The organism is Kitasatospora putterlickiae (assembly GCF_039527695.1).
Lineage (GTDB): Bacteria > Actinomycetota > Actinomycetes > Streptomycetales > Streptomycetaceae > Kitasatospora > Kitasatospora putterlickiae.
In genome coordinates, this window is record NZ_BAAAKJ010000340.1 from 18,650 (window position 1) to 33,513 (window position 14,864).

At 71.7% G+C, this 14,864-nt stretch carries 12 protein-coding genes and 1 pseudogene; 7 read left to right on the forward strand and 6 right to left on the reverse strand.

Translation table 11 applies throughout. From position 1 onward, the window contains the following. Positions 1 to 4,236: pseudogene (locus ABD308_RS39800) on the reverse strand (DUF7507 domain-containing protein); the annotation flags it as partial. Between the two features lie 399 nt (positions 4,237 to 4,635). On the opposite strand from ABD308_RS39800, the gene ABD308_RS31710 reads away from it, so the two are divergent. Together ABD308_RS31710 and ABD308_RS31715 are read left to right on the forward strand one after the other, a co-directional pair. Beyond that, entirely contained in the window at positions 4,636 to 5,850 is a 1,215-nt protein-coding gene (locus ABD308_RS31710) for a cytochrome P450 (RefSeq protein WP_344342734.1), read from the forward strand. A 5-nt stretch (positions 5,851 to 5,855) separates the two neighbouring features. Further along, a complete protein-coding gene (locus ABD308_RS31715) occupies positions 5,856 to 6,068 on the forward strand; it encodes a ferredoxin (protein WP_344342737.1) in 213 nt (70 codons plus the stop codon). Here the strand turns inward: ABD308_RS31715 and ABD308_RS31720 are convergent. Beyond that, the gene (locus tag ABD308_RS31720; RefSeq protein ID WP_344342740.1) at positions 6,058 to 6,255 is read right to left on the reverse strand and encodes a DUF397 domain-containing protein; all 198 of its coding nucleotides are present in this window, start codon (positions 6,253 to 6,255) and stop codon (positions 6,058 to 6,060) included. The genes ABD308_RS31715 and ABD308_RS31720 overlap by 11 nt on opposite strands. A gap of 13 nt (positions 6,256 to 6,268) precedes the next feature. Beyond that, complete coding sequence (locus tag ABD308_RS31725; protein ID WP_344342743.1) at positions 6,269 to 7,120, reverse strand: helix-turn-helix domain-containing protein; 852 nt, start codon at positions 7,118 to 7,120, stop codon at positions 6,269 to 6,271. A 188-nt stretch (positions 7,121 to 7,308) separates the two neighbouring features. Between ABD308_RS31725 and ABD308_RS31730 the strand changes: the two genes are divergently transcribed. Then, on the forward strand, positions 7,309 to 7,635 hold the full coding sequence (locus ABD308_RS31730) for a hypothetical protein (protein ID WP_344342746.1): 327 nt from the start codon (positions 7,309 to 7,311) through the stop codon (positions 7,633 to 7,635). Between the two features lie 7 nt (positions 7,636 to 7,642). Here the strand turns inward: ABD308_RS31730 and ABD308_RS31735 are convergent, their stop codons facing one another. Next, the gene (locus ABD308_RS31735) at positions 7,643 to 8,296 is read right to left on the reverse strand and encodes an HD domain-containing protein (RefSeq protein WP_344342749.1); all 654 of its coding nucleotides are present in this window, start codon (positions 8,294 to 8,296) and stop codon (positions 7,643 to 7,645) included. 257 nt (positions 8,297 to 8,553) lie between these two features. Between ABD308_RS31735 and ABD308_RS31740 the strand changes: the two genes are divergently transcribed. Next, entirely contained in the window at positions 8,554 to 9,996 is a 1,443-nt protein-coding gene (locus ABD308_RS31740; protein ID WP_344342753.1) for a glucose/sorbosone family PQQ-dependent dehydrogenase, read from the forward strand. Between the two features lie 32 nt (positions 9,997 to 10,028). Here ABD308_RS31740 and ABD308_RS31745 read toward each other — a convergent pair whose 3' ends face one another. Together ABD308_RS31745 and ABD308_RS31750 are read right to left on the reverse strand one after the other, a co-directional pair. Beyond that, entirely contained in the window at positions 10,029 to 10,568 is a 540-nt protein-coding gene (locus tag ABD308_RS31745; RefSeq protein WP_344342756.1) for a hypothetical protein, read from the reverse strand. Between the two features lie 123 nt (positions 10,569 to 10,691). Further along, the gene (locus ABD308_RS31750) at positions 10,692 to 11,897 is read right to left on the reverse strand and encodes an FAD-dependent monooxygenase (protein WP_344342759.1); all 1,206 of its coding nucleotides are present in this window, start codon (positions 11,895 to 11,897) and stop codon (positions 10,692 to 10,694) included. Between the two features lie 132 nt (positions 11,898 to 12,029). Here ABD308_RS31750 and ABD308_RS31755 point away from each other — a divergent pair, with 132 nt between their 5' ends. From ABD308_RS31755 to ABD308_RS31765, 3 genes are all read left to right on the forward strand, one after another. Further along, positions 12,030 to 12,734: a TetR/AcrR family transcriptional regulator gene (locus ABD308_RS31755; RefSeq protein WP_344342763.1), complete on the forward strand. Its 705-nt coding sequence runs from the start codon at positions 12,030 to 12,032 to the stop codon at positions 12,732 to 12,734. 519 nt (positions 12,735 to 13,253) lie between these two features. Then, positions 13,254 to 13,472, forward strand: coding sequence for a ferredoxin (locus tag ABD308_RS31760; RefSeq protein WP_344342766.1), 219 nt, complete (start codon positions 13,254 to 13,256; stop codon positions 13,470 to 13,472). 92 nt (positions 13,473 to 13,564) lie between these two features. Next, positions 13,565 to 14,770 carry a cytochrome P450 gene (locus tag ABD308_RS31765; protein WP_344342770.1) on the forward strand — a complete coding sequence of 402 codons (1,206 nt, stop codon included), beginning with the start codon at positions 13,565 to 13,567 and terminating at the stop codon, positions 14,768 to 14,770. The last annotated feature ends 94 nt before the right edge of the window (positions 14,771 to 14,864 follow it).

Sequence of the window (14,864 nt, forward strand, 5' to 3'; positions counted from 1 at the left end):
CGGGCTCGGGCTCTGGGACAGCGACGGCGACGGGCTCGGCGACGGACTGGGGCTGGGACTGGGACTGGGGCTGGGGCTGGGACTGGGGCTGGCCACCTCCACGGCCACCTGGGCGGTGGACCCGGGCGAGGTGACGGCCGCACCGTCGGGCGCGTGGCCCGTGGCCGTCGCGGTGTTCTCGATCCGCTTCTCCCGCAGGTCGTCCTGGGTGACGGTGTAGTCGGCGGCGCAGGTCGCCGTCCCCCCTGGAAGCAGTCGGGCGGTGTCGGCCGGCGGGCAGTCGGGGGCCGGCGCGGTGCCGTGGCCGTTGAATGCCGTCTCGGTCACGGTCACGTCTGTGAGGGCGACGTTGCCGGTGTTGGTGACGGTGAAGGTGTAGTGGACGGTGTCGCCCGCCTGGTGGACGGTGGCGGGGGACGCGGTCTTCACCACGGCCAGCGCCGGGGTGATCTGGGCGGGCAGGACGGTGGCGGTCGCCTCCGCCCGCACGGTTCGGCCGCCGGGGTCGGTGGCGCTCGCGGCCGCGGTGTTGGTGATCGATCCGGCGGTCACGTCCTGCGCGGTGACGGTGTAGGTGGCCGTGCAGGCGATGGCGACACCCGGGGCGACGGAGCCCGCCTCGGGCGGGCAGGTGACGGTGGGCGGGGTGCCGTGGCCGTCGAACGCCGTCTCCTGGACGCCGAGTCCGCTGAGGGTGACGTTGCCGGTGTTGGTGGCGAGGAACTGGTAGGTCACCGTGCTGCCTTCGACCGGCGGCGTCGCCGCGGAGGTCGCGGTCTTGGTCAGGCCGAGCGCGGGCGCGGCGGGTGCGGTGACGGTGGCACCGACCTCCGCGGAGACGGGGCTGTCGAAACCGGCGGGCGCCCGGCCGGTGGCGGTCGCGGTGTTGCTGATCGCGCCGGTGTCGATGTCGGCCTGGGTGGTGGTGTAGGTGGCGGTGCAGACCACGGAGTCGCCCGGCGCCAGGGTGAGCGCGGCGGCCGGGCAGTCGACCAGGGGCGCGCCGCCGGAGCCGGTGAACGTGGTCTCGTTGATGTGCACGTCGGTGAGGGGGACGCCGCCGGTGTTGGTGACGGTGAAGGAGTAGGACAGCACGGTGCCCGCCCGGTCGACGGTGCCCGGGGTGACGCTCTTGGCGAGGAGGACGCCGGGCGCGGTGACGGTGCGCACGGTGACGGTCGCCTCGTTGCTCACCGGGTTGGGACCGGTGGCCGCGGTGGCCGTCGCGGTGGCGGTGTTGGTGATCGATCCGGCGGTGACGTCCTGCGCGGTGACGGTGTAGGCGGCCGTGCAGGTGGTGGTGGCGGCGGGGGCGAGGTCGGTGCTCTGGCAGACGGGGGCGGGCTTGGTGCCGCCGCCGGTGAAGACGTTCTCGTCGATCGTCATGCCGGTGACCGGGACGGTGCCGGTGTTGGCGACCTCGTAGGTGTAGGCGACGGTGTCTCCGGTGGTCGCGGTGGCCCGGTCGGCCTCCTTGGTGAGGCTCAGGACGGCGTTGTCGCCCAGCGGAGTGGAGCTGATGACCTGCTGGTCGGCCTGCGGCCCGAGGCTGTCGATGACGGAGGGGTTGAGCACCGTCGGACCGGTGTAGTGCAGGCCGCCGGGCGGGGTGGGCGGCGGGTCCTCGGTGATGGTGCACCGCTGGCCGTCGTAGAAGGTGAGCGGCGCGGCGGTGGCGCCGCTCGCGCCGGCCGGGATGGTGACCGACCAGGTCTGCGGTGCCTGGGTGCCGCAGGTGACCGTTCCGGTGAAGGTGAGCGGGGCGGGCAGGCCACCGGCGGGCAGGCCGGTGAGCTGCTTGACGACGGTGATGGCGGAGGCCGTGTTGAAGACCTGGAGCGAGACGGTGCTCTCGTTCGAGGCGGGGATGGCGTCGAGGAACGCGTCGGGGCCGGTGGAGGACCGGCCCGTCGCGGTGTTGGGGTAGGTGCCGGGGATCGGCCCGGCGGTGCCGGTGACGGTGATGGTGACGTAGTCCCGTCCGGCGCCGATCTGCGGGATCGTGGACGTCACGGTACGGGTCACCGGGTCGAACGCCACCGGGCCGCACGTCGAGGCGGCGGAGTTCGCCACGCAGGTCGCCGAGCCGTAGACGAAGGCGGTGGCCGGGGGCAGCGGGTCGGAGAACTCCACCGACCGCGCCGTCTGCGGCGACGCGTTGGATACCTTGATCGTGTAGGTGACGGCTTCGCCGGCCTGCACCGCGGCCGGCTCCACCGCCTTGTTGACGGCGATGTCCGCGCACGGAGCCGTCGCCGTGGCGCCGGCGGAGCTGTTGCCGGTGTTGACCAGCGGCGACGCGACGAAGAAGTCCGCGTTGTCGCCGACGACCGTGGCGGTGTTCGGGCAGGCCGCCAGCGGGGTCGGGTCGGCCGGGTCGACGGTCAGCACGATGGTCAGCTTGGCGCCGGGCGGGAACGCGCCCAGCTCACCGGAGTAGACCATCGCGCTGTCGGGGATCGTGGTGTCCTGGACGAACGACGGGCAGGACGCGCCGCCGGTGCCGTCGCAGGAGACGATGTGCACGGCGTACGAGCGGAACAGGGTCGTCGGCGAGCTGAGGTAGTCCCGGATCAAGGATCCGTCCGCGGGGTTCGGCCCGTTGTTCTCGTACGTGATCGTGTACGTGTTGGGCATGCCCGGCAGGATCACGGTGTTGGCCTGGGTCTTGGTGACGGAGATGTTCGTCTCCGGGCAGCGCTCGGGTGTCAGCCCGGTCGCGCTGGTCCCCGCCGTGCTGTTGCCGGAGTTGACCAGCGGCGCGACGGTGAACAGCTGCGCGGTGTTGCTGACGATGTCGGCGGTCGGATTCCTGTTGCACCTGGTGGGCGTGCCCGCCGGGTCGACCGTCATGACGATGGTCAGCGCGGCGCCGGGCGGGAACGCGCCCAGCTCACCGGAGTAGACCATCATGTTCTCGGGGATCGTGGTGTCCTGGACGAACGACGGGCAGGTCACGCCGCCGGTGCCGTCGCAGGAGACGATGTGCACGGCGTAGGAGGTGTAGATGCTCTGCGCCGAGGCCAGGTAGTCGCGGATGGTCGAGCCGTCGGCCGCGTTCGGGCCGTTGTTCCGGTAGGTGACCGTGTAGGTGTTCGGCCGGCCCGGCAGGATCTGCGTGTCGCTCTGCGTCTTGGTGACGGAGATGTTCGTGCGCGGACACTCGGGCGGGGTGAGGCCGGTCGCCGAGACGTACGCCTGGTTGGACAGGGTGTTGGTCACACCGTTCGGCGCGAAGATGTTGGCGGTGTTGCCGACGACGTCGGCGCGCGGCGACGACGAGCACGCCGGTTCCGGACCGGACGGGTCCACCGTCATCACCACCGTCAGCTTCGCGCCCGGCGGGAACGCCCCGATCACACCGGAGAAGATCATGGTGCTGTTGGTGGCCGTGGTGTCCGTGATGAACGACGGGCAGCTCACCCCGCCGGTGCCGTCACAGGACACGATGTGCACGGCGTACGACGTGTACAGCGACTGCGCCGCGCTCAGGTAGTCGCGGATCGTCGAGCCGTCCGCCCAGCCGTTGCCCTCGTTGCCGAAGGTCACCGTGTAGGTGTTCGGCTGGCCCGGCAGGATCGTGGTCGACGACTGGGACTTGGTGACCCGCAGGCTCATCTGGTTGCTGACCGTCGTGCTGACCGAGCTGTCGTTGGAGCTCGGGTCCGAGTCCGTGGCCCCCGGCGGCGGGTCGATGTGGGAGGACGCCGTCACCGACGACGCCGAGGGCGCTCCGAAGCGGCCGGTCACGGTCAGCGTCAGCACCCCGAGGTGGGGCAGGCTCACCGCCGTGCCCGAGACCTGGGTGTCCGACACGGTCAGCGTGCCGGGGCAGGCGGCGCCGGCGGCGGCCGAGCAGCTCGCCGCCACGTTCGTCGCGCCGGCCGGCAGCGTCACGGTGAACGGCGCTCCGTCGGCGGCGGTCAGCGCGTTGTTGCTCATGGTCACCGTGTAGGTGAACTCCTGGCCCGCGGACCCGCTGGTCGGCCCGGCGACGTTGGTCGTCACGTCGACCTCGACGGCCCGCTTCGCCCGCGGTGCCGCCGACGCGGGCGACACGGGTAATCCGGGCGACGCGGGCGACGCGGCCCGGGCGGCGGCGGGCGTCCGGTCTGCCGGGCCCGGATCGGCCACGACCACGGGCGGTACGGCCAGCACCACCGCCCCCCAGGTCAGCAGTGCGGCCACGAGGGACGCGCACCGTCTCCGTCGGGATCCCGACCACGTCCGAACCATGGCGAACCAGCCCTCCGTGCCGGCCGATCGGACCGGGCGGCCCCTGGAACGTCGATCGGTCGATGAGTACAGAACGGCACCACGCTCACCCGCCGACGCGGGCGCGCCCGGCAGGCGGGCGCGGACAAGCCGGGAAATCAGTCATATGAACTACCTGGCAGCGGGGAGCCGGCGCCCGATCAGGCGACATGTCAGGCCGACGGCCACCGACGCCAGTTCGGCGCCAAATTGAGTTGCGTCGGCACCAATATGGCGCCACTATGGCTCTCGATGGCACCTCCGACCGGCCGTACGGCGGCCGGCGCGGTGGAGCCGTGCCCACGAACATGCCCAACGACCAGGACACCGACGCCCCCGGCCATGGCGCCATGGCTGCGCCACGCCGCTTCGGAGGACACCATGCAGCAGGAACCGTCGACCACCGCCCCGGTGACGATCCCGACCCAGCGCACCGCCGGCTGTCCCTTCGACCCGCCCGCCGGGCTGGCGGAGCTGCGCGAGCGCGACCCGCTGGCCCGGATGACCTACCCGGACGGCCACGTCGGCTGGCTCGCCACCGGCTACACCGCCGTCCGGACGATCCTGGCGGACCCCCGCTTCAGCTCCCGGTACGAGCTGATGCACTACCCGTTCCCCGGCGGCCCCGAGGGCCCGGTGCCGCCCGCCCCCGTCGGCGACATGACCGGGATGGACGCACCCGAGCACACCCGCTTCCGGCGGCTCCTCGCGGGCAGGTTCACCGTCCGCCGGATGCGTCAACTGGCGGACCGCGTCCAAGAGATCACCACCGAGCACCTGGACGCCCTGGAAGGCGGAGGGCCGGGTACCGACCTGGTCGAGGCCTTCGCCCGGCCGATCCCGGCGTTGATGATCTGCGAACTGCTCGGCGTGCCCTACGCCGACCGCGGGCGCTTCCAGAGCCACGCCCACACGCTCATGTCCATGGACGCGGCGCCGGAGGACCGGTACGCCGCGATGGTCGGGCTCCAGGAGTACATGGCGGAGCTGGTCGCCGCCAAGCGCGCGGAGCCCTCCGACGACCTGCTCGGCGAGCTCGCCCACGACTCCGACCTCACCGACGAGGAACTCGTTGGCGTCGGCGGCTTCCTGCTCGCCGCCGGGCTCGACACCACCGCCAACATGATCGCCCACGGCACCTTCGCGCTGCTCGCCAACCCGGTTCAGGCGGAGGCCCTGCGCGGGGATCCGGAGCTGGCGTCCCAGGCCGTGGAGGAGCTGATGCGCTACCTGACGGTCGCCCACACCGGCGTCAAAACCGCGCTGGAGGACGTGGAGGTCGAGGGCCGGCTCATCAGGGCGGGCGAGAGCGTCACCCTCTCGTTCGAGGCGGCCAACCGCGATCCGCGGCGCTTCCCGGAGCCCGACTCGCTCGACCTGGGCAGGAGGGCCACGGGACACCTGGGCTTCGGCCACGGCATCCACCAGTGCCTGGGCCAACAGCTCGCGCGGGTCGAGCTGACGATCGCCCTCCCGGCCCTGTTCGAACGGTTCCCGACGCTACGGCTCGCCGTGCCGGCCGACGAGGTGCCGCTGCGGACGAACATGAACATCTACGGCGTGCACCGACTGCCCGTGGCGTGGGACGAGGACTGACCGCCATGGAACTCCACGCCGACCGCACCCGCTGCATCGGTGCCGGCATGTGCGCCCTGACCGCCCCGGAGGTGTTCGACCAGGACGAGGAGGACGGCCTCGTCGTCGTGCTGGAGCCCCACCCCCCGGAAGACACCCACCCCGCCGCCCGCCTCGCCGTCAGCACCTGCCCCGCAGCGGCCCTCACCCTGAGGGAGAGTACGAGACCTACTGCGTGAGGTGGTCGAACTCCCCGGTCTTAATACCGGCTATGAAGGCGCGGAGCCGGTCCGGAGTCGTCGCGATGACAACGTCAGGCTCGTCGCTCTCCCGGATCATGATGGCGCTGTCAGCGCCTCCCGCCAGGTAGATGCAGTTGGCGGCGTCGCCACTGAACGAAGACTTCTGCCAGGTGTGAGCGACCATGGTTCTTCCTGTCTCAAATGCTCTGGGCGATACGGCGAATGAGGTCACGAGACTGGTTCGACTGGAGCGCGCTCGCCTCCAGCCGATCCATCACAGCTCGGTACTTGATGAGCTGCGGCTCGGTGTCGATGAACTCGGATCGATCCCCATCCACCTGGACACAGTCCAACCGTGCGACCTCCGCGACGAAGTACACGATCCCAGCGCCCGAACTGGGATAGCTACCGGTCCCGAACGGGATCACCCTCAGCTCGATGTGAGGGTACTCGCTCGCGGTCAGCAGGAATTCCAACTGCTCACGCGCGACCTCGGAACCACCGAATCCGATCCGCAGAGCCGCCTCATGGACGACAGCCGAGAGCGGGATCGGTTGCTCGCGGTAGAGCACCGTCTGCCGCTTGATGCGGTGCGAGACCAGATGCTCGACTTCGGGCGGCGACAAAGGTGGAACGACATCCCGGAACAGCGCACGAGCATGTTCAGCGGTCTGAAGCAGGCCCGGGATGTGGATTGCGGATGCGATCCGCATCGACGTCGCGTGGTGTTCGAGTTCCGCCAGGTCGAGCGCCCCGGCTGGGAGGATCTCGCGGTACTCCTCCCACCAGCCCCGCGTGCGGCCGCCGGTCATGCCGGTGAGCGCCTCGATCAGGGCGTCATCCGCGCATTCGTAGAGCCGGGCCAGCGCCCGAACCCGGTCCGCGCTCACCGGGTATCCCCCGGATTCGATGTTGCTGATGCGGGACTGCTGGGTGCCGTGCAGTTCCCCGGCCCGTGTGACCGACAGGCCCGCCTGCTCGCGCAACCGGCGCAGTTCCGCACCGAGTCGCCGCTGCCGGATGCTCGGCGGAACCTTGCTGGGCGGCATCCACTACTCCCTTCCTCGCTCGCCACGGCCGAGCGTCCTTCACCCTTTGGAGTGGCAGCGCTACGAATTCCCCGAAGGCGGTGGACTACATACTACCGGCTGGCTATTTTTGATTCTGCATCAGGGCCGCACGCTGCCGCTGCTGGTCGCAGCGTCGCGTCCAACTCCCCCAGAGGTAGGAGACTTCCATGTCCGCTGCGCCCTCGCAAAACTCCCTCCCCACCTTCGACCAGGAGCTGTGCGGGCTCGTACTCGACACGGCCCCACGGCAGTTCGCCGTCGTCCAGGTGTACGACGGCGGCGAACTGCCTTCCGATGGGTGGGTGGTGGCCTGGGGGCTCGCCCACACCGACGGGTCGGCGCACCTCTTCGTCGTCGACGGGCAGACGCGGATGACGCTCGTGTCGCCGGAGCGGGCCCTTCGATTCTTCCCGGGGCGGCCGGGTCTCTCGGCCGGACTCGTCTGGCTTTCGCAGCCCGGTGCCGCCACCTTCTCCCGGCTCGAAGCGGCCTGACCTCACCTCAGGGCCGGTACCCCTCGTAGTCGTTCCATCCCGCCGAGCGGGCGAGGTGTTCCCACGTCGGCCAACTCCCGCCGGTCGCCTGGCGGACGAGTTCGCCCTGCATCGTGAACGGTGGCGCCTTCCGGGGGTTCTCCAGCGCCTGCCTCACGATGCTGTCGTGCAGGACCGCCGCCGCGTGCAGCCGGGGCAGCACCCGGTGGACGCGGTCCGTGTACCCGGGCGGGAGCCGCTCCGGACCGCCTCCCAGGTCGAAGCCCGCCCCGAGGGCGACGAGGGCGATCTCCGGGCGCTTGCGTTCCGCGATCTCACGGTCCATGTGCAGCGCGATCGCGTCCCACACCACCTGCGCGCGGTCCGACGCCACCCCCTCCCCCTCCAGGAAGCGGACGGCCAGGTCGGCACCGTCCAGCTCGAACCGCTGGTCGCCGTCGCCCTCCGCGCTGAGCCCGCAGTCGTGCAGGACGCAGCCGAGGAACAGGAGCTCGTCGTCGTAGTCACGGCCGGGTCGCAGACCGCGCTGCTCCCCGAGGAGACGTCCGTAGAGATAGGTCCGCACGCTGTGGTGGAAGAGCGCCGCCGGCAGCAGCCGCTTCGCATGGGCCAGGGTGCGCCGCACGAGTTCGGTGGCGGGGAGGCTCAGTTCGTCGTTCACGAGGACAGCCTGACCGCCTCCTCCCCCCACCACACGACCGGCCCACCGAGGGATGCGGACCCGAGGGGGCCGACCTACGGTGAGGGGCGGGGCGTCGGGCGGCCATCCGGCCTGCCGACGGCGCTCCCCCATCGACGGTGATGGCCCGCCCGGCCGCGCGACATCCTCCTTGGAAACGTCCGGCCGTGTGCGGGATCGCCTGATCCGGTTCATTCGGCACACATGACACTCGTCGTCACGACGAGTGGGAGGCATCCATGAGAAAGCTCCCGGCCGCACTCGTCCTGATCCCCGCCGCCGCGCTCATCGCGTCGTGCTCCGGTGGCGGGGAGGCGGAGTCCGGCGGCGGTACCGTCGCGCGGCAGGCCGCCCTCGGCGCCACCGAGCCCACGCAGACCCAGTCCGGGCAGAGGCCGCAGACGCAGGTGACGGTGGTGACGGACGGGCTGGGAGACCCGTACGAGATCGCCTACGGCCCCGACGGGCAGCTGTGGGTCAGCGAGAAGTCCGGACTCAAGGTCACCCGGGTCGACCCGCAGAGCGGCGCCAAGACCACGGCCCTCGACCTCACCGGGACGGCCTACCACAGCCAGGACGGGCAGGACGGCGTGCTCGGCTTCACGCTGCACCCGGACTTCGGCAAGGACAAGGGCACCGACTACGTCTACCTCGCCTACACCTACCAGGACGGCGACGAGTCGGCGACGAAGATCGTCCGCTACACGGCGACGGACGGCCGGCTCACCGACGAACAGGACGTCCTGACCGGACTGCCGGGGCACAACCAGCACCAGTCGGCCCGCATCAGGTACGGCAAGGACGGCAAGCTCTACTACTCGATCGGCGACCAGGGCCACAACTACATGGCCGACTACTGCCTGCCGAACCACGCGCAGGACCTGCCGACCGCCGCCCAGGTCTCCGCCTCGGACTGGTCGCTCTACCAGGGCAAGGTGCTGCGCATCAACCTCGACGGCTCCGTCCCCGAGGACAACCCCGAGCTGAACGGGGTCCGCAGCCACGTCTACGCCTACGGGATGCGCAACCCGAACGGGATGGACTTCGCGGGCGACACGCTCTACACGGCCGAGAACGGCCCGCTGACCGACGACGAGTACAACCGCGTCGAGAAGGGCGGCAACTACGGCTGGCCCAACGTCGCGGGGTGGAAGGACGACAAGGCGTACGTCTACTCCAACTGGTCGCAGGCGAGCGGGGGCTGTCAGAACATCCCCTACAACCCCGACCCGGCCACCCCGCCGGCCCAGGTGCCGACCACGCAGGAGAACGCCTTCACCAAGGACATGGTCTCCCCGCTCAGCACCTTCGGGACGACCGTCGACAGCGGGTACAACTTCGGCCCGACGCAGGTCTGCCCCGACCCGGCGTCCGCCTACATGTGCTGGCCGACCATCGCGCCCGGCACACTCAAGGTGTTCGGGGAGGACGTCCTCGTCACCTCGATGAAGAGCGGCACCGTCTTCAAGCTCTCCAAGGACGGCAAGAAGTACGAGGAGCTGTACCGGACCGTCAACCGCTACCGCGACGTCGCCCTCAGCCCGGACGGCAAGACGCTGTACATCGCCACCGACAGCGAAGGGCAGCACATGGTCCGCGGCGAGGGCGGCACCCCGACCACCGACCTGGCGAATCCGGGCGCGATCCTCGCCGTCCCGTACGAGCAGGCCAAGAAGCAGTGACGCCGAACGCCCGGTGCCCGGCGATCGCGACGTCAGGCCTCGTCGGTGGCGGCGAGGGCGTCGGTGATCAAGCGGGTGGCGAACTCCTGGTCGTCGCCGACCATGCGGTTGATGTGCTCCGCGAGGATGACGGCGGTGGCCTCCAGGGGGTTCATCTCGGCCCGGGTCCAGTCGCCGTACTGGGCACGCCAGAGGTTGGGGCTCAGGCCGGTGCCGGAGGCGATGAGCAGGCCGGCCATGGTGGGGATCACCTCGGGGCGGAAGGTGTTGGGCATCATCCGCATCGTGGCCACCAGGGTGGGCACCACGTGCTCGATGACCTCCTTGTCGTGCCGCTCGCAGACCGTCCGCAGCCAGTCCATGTACATGTAGATCAGCGTGCAGACGCCGTCGAGCAGCGCGTCGGCGTCCGCCGCGGTCATCGACCGGGCGAAGTCGTCGGCCATCCGCCGCTGTTCGGGATCGCTCCCGCCCTTGCCGTCGTAGATGGCCTTGAGCCGCGAGTCCATCACCATCACGGCGGTGGCCACATCACCGGCGCGCGCGTAGGACGGGTCACAGGGTGACGACACAGGAGTCCTCCTCAACCGGCCGCACTGGGTAGCGGCGCATGTTCGTAGAGTAGTGCTCCCTGGGGTGGGGATCCGCCGATCCTCCCGCCCGGATCGGCGGCCCTGGGCCAACGACGTCCGGGATCAACGGCCGGCCTCCCGCGAGCGGGCCGGCGGCCCGGCCGGGTGGTCCGGCAGGTCGAGGCCGCTGATCCGCTTGCCCGACTCCAGCATCCGGTTGAGGATCCAGCGGCGGTTCAGCAGTCCGTTGCGCAACCGCAGGCCGGTGGCGGTGGCGGGGGCCAGGAAGGGGCCGACGCGGTCGCCGCCCTTCTGGCAGCCGCGGGCGTAGGCGCGCAGGACGTGCTCGTAGCGCGCGAAGGCGGCACGGTGGTCGCCCCGGGCCCGGGCCAGTTCGCCCGCCAGGACGTAGGCCGCGACCACGGCGGTGCCGGTGCCCATGCCGCCGATGGTGGCCCCGCAGGCGGCGTCGCCGAGCAGGGCGATCCGGCCGGTGGACCACGCGGGGACGTCGGCCCGGCTGATCGAGTCGAAGTACGGCTCGGGGGCCCGTTCCAGACTCTCCAGCAGCCGTGGGACCTCCCAGCCGAGGTCCGCGAAGGCGGCCCGGATCAGCGCCTTCTGCCGGGCCGTGTCGTGGCGGTCGTACCGGAGTTCGGGCGAGGCGAAGAGGAGGAAGGCCCCCGCCCGGGCCGGGTCGCGGTGGTCGGCGCCGACCGAGGCGAGCCGGCCGGGGACGTTGAGTCCGACCGAACCGGGCGGCAGCCCGAGGTAGTTGGGCAGTTGCCAGGTGGCGGCGTAGTAGCCGAGGTGGCGGACGTGGCGCTCCTCCGGGCCGAAGGCCAGCCGGCGGACGTTGGAGTGCAGCCCGTCGGCGCCGATCACCAGGTCGAACGTGCGGGGCGCGCCGTGCCGGAAGGCCACCCGGACGCCGGCGGGCTCCTCCTCCAGGGCGGTGACCGTGTCGCCGAAGAGGTACTCGGCGTGCGGGAGGCTGTGCCGGTGCAGCACCTGGGCGAGTTCGCCGCGCGGGACCTCGATGTCCCCGCCCGCGAAGTCGGCCGGCAGGTGGAGGAGCCGGCGGCCGTGCCGGTCGACGAAGGTCATCGGGCTGCCGCCGGTGTCGAGCGCGCGCAGCTCGTCGAGCACGCCCATCCGCTCCAGCACGGTCAGGTGCGTCTCGCCGCGGAAGTCCACCGCCTGGCCGCCGCCGCGAAGGGCGGGGGCCAGCTCGACGACGGTGACCTCGAAGCCGTACCGCCCCAGCCAGTGGGCCAGTGCGGGGCCGGCGATGCTCGCGCCCGAGATCAGAACCTTGGCGCTGCTCATGAGAACCACTCCGTCCACGACCGCCGGGCAATTGCGTCCAGCGGACACTGTTTATTGCTGTGTACGGTAGACACAGTTATGCCGCCTCGCAAGGGGCGGCCGGAACGCCGGACGGAGCGGGGCGGAGTGGACGTGGGCGAGGAAGCGAACGCGGCGGTGAGGCTGCTCTGGGAGCCGCCCGCCAAGCCGTCCCGGGGGCCGAAGCCCGCGCTGAGCCTGGCCAGGATCGCCGCGGCGGGCATCGAGATCGCGGACGCCGAGGGCCTCGGCGCCGTCTCGATGCAACGGGTGGCGGGGCTGCTCGACTTCACCAAGATGTCGCTCTACCGCTATGTGCCCGGCAAGGCGGAACTGGTCGCGCTCATGGTGGAGTCCGCCGTCGGCGAACCGGCGGCGGCCGCGGAGGGTCTCGGCTGGCGGGAGCGGCTTTCCTCCTGGGCGCGGCAGTTGGCGGCGGCCTTCAACGAACACCCGTGGCTGCTCGACGCCACCGTGGGACCGCGGGTGATGGGCCCCAGGGAACTCGGCTGGCTGGAGCGGGCGTTGGCGGCCCTGGAAGGCCAGGGGCTGACCGGCGCCGAGCGGATGGACGCCGCCGTGCTGCTGACCGGCCACGTCCGGGGCATCGCCGAGCAGGTCCGCGCGACGCGCCCGAACGGCCGACCCGAGGCCGAATTCCTCACCCTCCTCGGCCCGCTCGTGCACCGGCACGCGGACCGCTTCCCCGCCCTCGCCGCCGCCATGGCCTCACCGGACGGGCGGGACCAGGCACTGGACTTCGGCCTGGAGCGGATCCTCGACGGCCTGGAGGCACTCATCACCCACCGCGCGGGCTGAGCCCGAGGGCCGGCGGGACCCCGCCCCGCGCGGGGGCCGCCAGGTCCGGCCGGAACCGGTCGTCGAGGTCGCCTTCGACGGCCTCCGGCGCAGCCCCCGCCACCCCACCGGGCTGGCCCTCCCGGGCAGCCTCCGCTACCCTGCCGGCCGGCCTCCGCTACCCCGCCGGGCAGCCCCCGCTGCCCCACCGGGCCGGCCCCGCGGTTCGCCCGGGCGGTGCGCTACCGCCCGGACAGGAGCGCCGCCGAGGCCGACACGGTGGCCCCCGCAAGGGAGTTGGCCACCGCTCAAGGGCTGGTGAGACCGTCCGCGCGGCCTGGTCCGCCGACCCGGCCGGCGAAGTACCGCGGGCCGTAACGCACTACGCCGCGACGGGGGTTCACCCACGGGGGCCGAATCGGCCATTCTCGATCCGGCCACCGCACCCCTCCGTGAACGGACCGGTGACGGCTAGGTTGACCGTGACAACGAGAGGTGGCCGCCGGGCAGTCGGCGCCGCCCTGGCGAAAGGTGCCCGACATGCAGGTGAGCGTCGACCGGGACCGTTGCTGCAGCTCCGGCATGTGCGTGACGAACGCTCCCTCGGTCTTCGACCAGGACGACCGGGACAGTCTCGTGATGCTCCGTCAGAGCGTTGTGCTGCCCGAGCAGTTCGACGACGTCAGGCTCGCCTCCGAGCTCTGCCCGGGCCGGGCGATCACCATCACCGGGGACGAGCCCGCGCGGACCGGGGCCTGACGGACCCCCGCCGCCGGCCCCGCAGGCCGCCGGGACCCTTCCCGGGCCCCAGACCCCACGAGAACACCCACGACGTGAGGAAACCCCCCGCCTTGACCAGCGCACCCACCACCCCCGTCCTCCCGCTGCCGGCCCGGCACTCCGGCGGCTGCCCGTTCGGCCCGCCGCCCGCGTACTCCGAGGCCGCCGCCACCGGGCCGGTGACCAGGGCCGAGCTGCCCGACGGCGACCTCTGCTGGCTGGTCACCGGCTTCGCCGAGGTCCGCACCGTGCTGTCCGACCGCCGGTTCAGTGCCGACATCCGTCACCCGACCTTCCCGCTGCTGATCGCCGGCGCTCGCGAGCTGATCACCGACAATCCGGACTTCCTGCGCCTCGACGACCCCGAGCACGCCCGCCAGCGCCGCATGCTCACCGGGGAATTCCTGGTCAAGCGGGTGGAGTCGCTGCGCCCGGAGATCCAGCGGATCGTGGACGAGGCACTCGACCGGATGACCGCGGGCCGGACCACGGCCGACCTGGTCACCGACTTCGCGCTGCCGGTGCCCTCGCTGGTGATCTGCCTGCTGCTCGGCGTGCCGTACGAGGACCACGACCGCTTCCAGAGCCTGAGCCGCACGATGCTCAGCCAGGAGAGCACCGTGGAGCAGCTCCGGGAGGCCCAGGAGGAGGTCCGGACCTACCTGGCCGACCTGACGGCCCGCAAGCGCGCACAGCCGGAGGACGACGTCCTCAGCCGGCTCGCGGCGCGGGACGACATGACCCCGGACGACGTGGCCGGCATGGCCGTGCTGCTGCTGATCGCCGGGCACGAGACGACCGCGAACATGATCGCGCTGTCGACCGCGCTGCTGCTGGAGCACCCCGAGCAGATCCCCGGCCTGGCCGACCCGGCCACCCTGCCGGGCGCGGTGGAGGAGCTGTTGCGGCTGCTGACCATCGTGCACACCGGCCTGCCCCGGGTGGCGCTGGAGGACGTGGAGCTGGGCGGCGTCACCGTCCGGGCCGGGGAGGGCGTGATGGCGATGCTCTCCACCGCCAACCGGGACGAGGCGGTGTTCGGCGGCGCCGGCCGGCGGGCGACGGACGAGCTGGACCTGGACCGGGACGCCCGGCGGCACCTGGCGTTCGGCTTCGGCGTGCACCAGTGCCTGGGCCAGCCGCTGGCCCGCGCCGAACTCCAGATCGCCCTGGAGACGCTGTTCCGCCGACTGCCGGGGCTGCGGCCGACCGGCGAGCGCGAGTTCCGTACCGAGTCGTTCATCTACGGGATGCGCTCACTGCCCGTGAGCTGGTGAGCGGGGCGCAGGGAGAACTCCCACGGGAGTACTAGCGGCAATGCCGTTCAGTTAGGCGTGGGGCCTGCATGTCAAGGCCGGTAGGCAAAGCAGC

Bases quoted from the DNA above. Each gene is read 5' to 3' on its own strand.
- ABD308_RS31715 (WP_344342737.1), top strand. From the start codon at position 5,856: ATGGAACTCCACGCCGACCGCACCCGCTGCATCGGTGCCGGCATGTGC.
- ABD308_RS31710 (WP_344342734.1), top strand. From the start codon at position 4,636: ATGCAGCAGGAACCGTCGACCACCGCCCCGGTGACGATCCCGACCCAG.
- ABD308_RS31725 (WP_344342743.1), bottom strand. From the start codon at position 7,120: ATGCCGCCCAGCAAGGTTCCGCCGAGCATCCGGCAGCGGCGACTCGGT.
- ABD308_RS31740 (WP_344342753.1), top strand. From the start codon at position 8,554: ATGAGAAAGCTCCCGGCCGCACTCGTCCTGATCCCCGCCGCCGCGCTC.
- ABD308_RS31720 (WP_344342740.1), bottom strand. From the start codon at position 6,255: ATGGTCGCTCACACCTGGCAGAAGTCTTCGTTCAGTGGCGACGCCGCC.
- ABD308_RS31750 (WP_344342759.1), bottom strand. From the start codon at position 11,897: ATGAGCAGCGCCAAGGTTCTGATCTCGGGCGCGAGCATCGCCGGCCCC.
- ABD308_RS31760 (WP_344342766.1), top strand. From the start codon at position 13,254: ATGCAGGTGAGCGTCGACCGGGACCGTTGCTGCAGCTCCGGCATGTGC.
- ABD308_RS31730 (WP_344342746.1), top strand. From the start codon at position 7,309: ATGTCCGCTGCGCCCTCGCAAAACTCCCTCCCCACCTTCGACCAGGAG.